2 protein-coding genes and 1 rRNA gene are annotated in these 2,371 nt (G+C 35.1%); all 3 read right to left on the reverse strand.

Annotated elements, in window-relative coordinates:
* Positions 1 to 611: 611 nt before the first annotated feature.
* The 3 genes from FEZ33_RS12015 to rrf all read right to left on the reverse strand — a co-directional run bounded on the left by FEZ33_RS12015 (position 612) and on the right by rrf (position 2,365).
* Entirely contained in the window at positions 612 to 1,121 is a 510-nt protein-coding gene (locus FEZ33_RS12015; RefSeq protein ID WP_171031400.1) for a lysophospholipid acyltransferase family protein, read from the reverse strand.
* Between the two features lie 190 nt (positions 1,122 to 1,311).
* Positions 1,312 to 2,010 (reverse strand): glycosyltransferase family 2 protein, encoded by a 699-nt coding sequence (locus FEZ33_RS12020; RefSeq protein ID WP_171031401.1) that lies wholly within the window; start codon positions 2,008 to 2,010, stop codon positions 1,312 to 1,314.
* Positions 2,011 to 2,249: 239 nt separating this feature from the next.
* Positions 2,250 to 2,365, reverse strand: a 5S ribosomal RNA gene (rrf, locus tag FEZ33_RS12025).
* Positions 2,366 to 2,371 lie beyond the last annotated feature (6 nt).

Here is a 2,371-nt window from a genome sequence, read left to right on the forward strand (position 1 = left end):
AGCTTTGTTGACCTTTTTTAAACTGGTGGTCGTCCAGCGAAATTGTTTGGTTGTCTGTTCCGTAGAACAGATCCCCTTACACATTTGGTGTGTTTATCTTTGTTCAGTTTTCAATGAGCTTTCGTTGCGGTTGTGATGCAACTTTATTAGTGTAACATGTTTGTTACGCAATTGTCAACTAATTGTTTGAATTAATTTTAATTGGTCTCACATGCTTCGCTTTTTTCTCGTCACTTCATGTGACAAGGTCTATATTGTATCATGTTACTCGATACACTGTCAACCTTTTTTTGAATCTTTTATTCAACCGAAGTTAGATGTTCGATTCGTTGGTGCTGTCTCAATTGACAACCTAATTATAATAGCATGAACCAACTGTCAGTGTCAACACTTTTTGAAAGTTATTTTAAGCTAACGATAGATTCATTCGGTTGATCTTTTAACAACTTGTATATAATAGCATCTAAATGATTGTTGTGTCAATAAGATATTTTAAATTTATTCGTATTATATAGTAGGGATTAAGTGATAGCTATATCTAATACCAGAAATCATACACACAATCATTAATCAATCGCGTATTATGAATCTGGCATATTATATATATGAAATTATACTAAATCAACTTCCACTTCTGTATTAGCTAATCGATTCAATTCAGCTTGCAACTCATGTGCTTTTTCATCACGTTGATCAATGAAGTCACGATCTTTATCAAATCGAATAGTCTGACCGTAGAGAATTTCCTTTGTTGTTTGTTTAGCATATAGGGGAACGAAGTCAATATGTTCGCCCGTCTTCCGGTTATAGTATTTTTCTAGGTTTAGGAAGCCTTCATAGATTCTCCCTACCTCACTATTATCTGAGGAATAATCAACATCTGGAAAGATTAATACTGAAGCACCTGCTTGTAAGGTCTCGACCGATTCCTTCAATGTCCGGATAATTCGTCTTGATCTCCTATATACAGGAATCACACGTGCAGACTGAGCTAAACTACTTACAAAATACGACACTCCCCACGCAAGTGGCTTCGCAATAAGCGATGGTATCTTAAACCGCTTAGTAAACGTGTAGTTAACATAATGATCATAACAAGCTTGTTTACACTCAAACCCCATAGACGCATAAACTTTGGGTACCAAAGCAATATATTGACGGGACCAAACATATTTTGATGATGGGAAACATATACAACCGGTTTATCTGTCGGTTCAAGTTGAGCCGCTTTATATTTAGGAAAGACTAGTTGAGCTATCTTTCTGATAATTAAATAAAATTTCCCGTATTCCATTAACTCCTCCCTCCCATCTATTTAGAAATGAATAATCCTTTAACCATTTGCTTGCCAATTAATACTGAATCACGAATGGTAGAATAATGTGACGTATGATCTTCATGATAGACCGTAGTTATCTCTACATTCTTTACAGAATGCTTCTTTTTAGCAATCATAATTAACATGTTGATTTCATATTCAAAACGATTCCCAGAGACATCTATTAGCTGACCTAGTTGCGTTTCCTTAAAAGCACGTAAACCTGTTTGTGTATCCCGAACTTTATATTGATAGAATAAAGCAAATATTAAAGATGTAAACCAATTGCCAATTCGACTTCTAAACGGAACGCCACTTTGAGTAAAATTTCTCGTTCCTAAAATATAATCCACCGAAGAATTAACCATCGTCTCTCCGACATTCACTACATCCGTTACAAGGTGCTGACCATCAGAATCCGCAGTGACAACACTATCAATACCACTATGATTATCTTTAATATATTTAAAAGCTGTCTTCAACCCCATCCCTTTTCCCATATTTACTTCATGGGTCAAGACCACCGTTCTGTTTAACTTAGTAATCTTCTCAAACAATGGGGCATACTTCTCTTCAGACCCATCGTTAATAACAACGACGGCATAAACGTTATTATTTAGAAGGTCCTGTACATAACTTAGTAATTCATCCTTTGGATTATAAGCAGGGATCACAACAATAAAGTTTTTCAATAAACGCACCTCTATTCATTATGTACTCCTTATATTTATAAGTTTATTTAAAAAATATTATATAATTATCCTTTAAATTAAACTATATCATGAATAAGTCAAATTTATCAATTAAAAAGTACGTCGCCCTACTTTAAATGAACCTGAAAAAGCTACAACTTTATATCAGATATAATAGAAGGAAAAATCTGTACAAAAAAAGAACAGAACCACTTGGACTCTGCTCTCAATTATACAATGCATGGCAACGACCTACTCTCACAGGACCAAAGGTCCAACTACCATCGGCGCTAAGAAGCTTAACTGCTGTGTTCGGCATGGGAACAGGTGTATCCTTCTTGCTACCATCACCACACATTGT

Source organism: Ruoffia tabacinasalis (assembly GCF_005864045.1).
In the GTDB taxonomy this organism is placed as follows: Bacteria; Bacillota; Bacilli; order Lactobacillales; family Aerococcaceae; genus Ruoffia; species Ruoffia tabacinasalis.

What these genes read in the sequence shown, in the direction of transcription:
- FEZ33_RS12015 (WP_171031400.1), bottom strand. Translation starts at nt 1,121, where the DNA reads ATGGGGTTTGAGTGTAAACAAGCTTGTTATGATCATTATGTTAACTAC.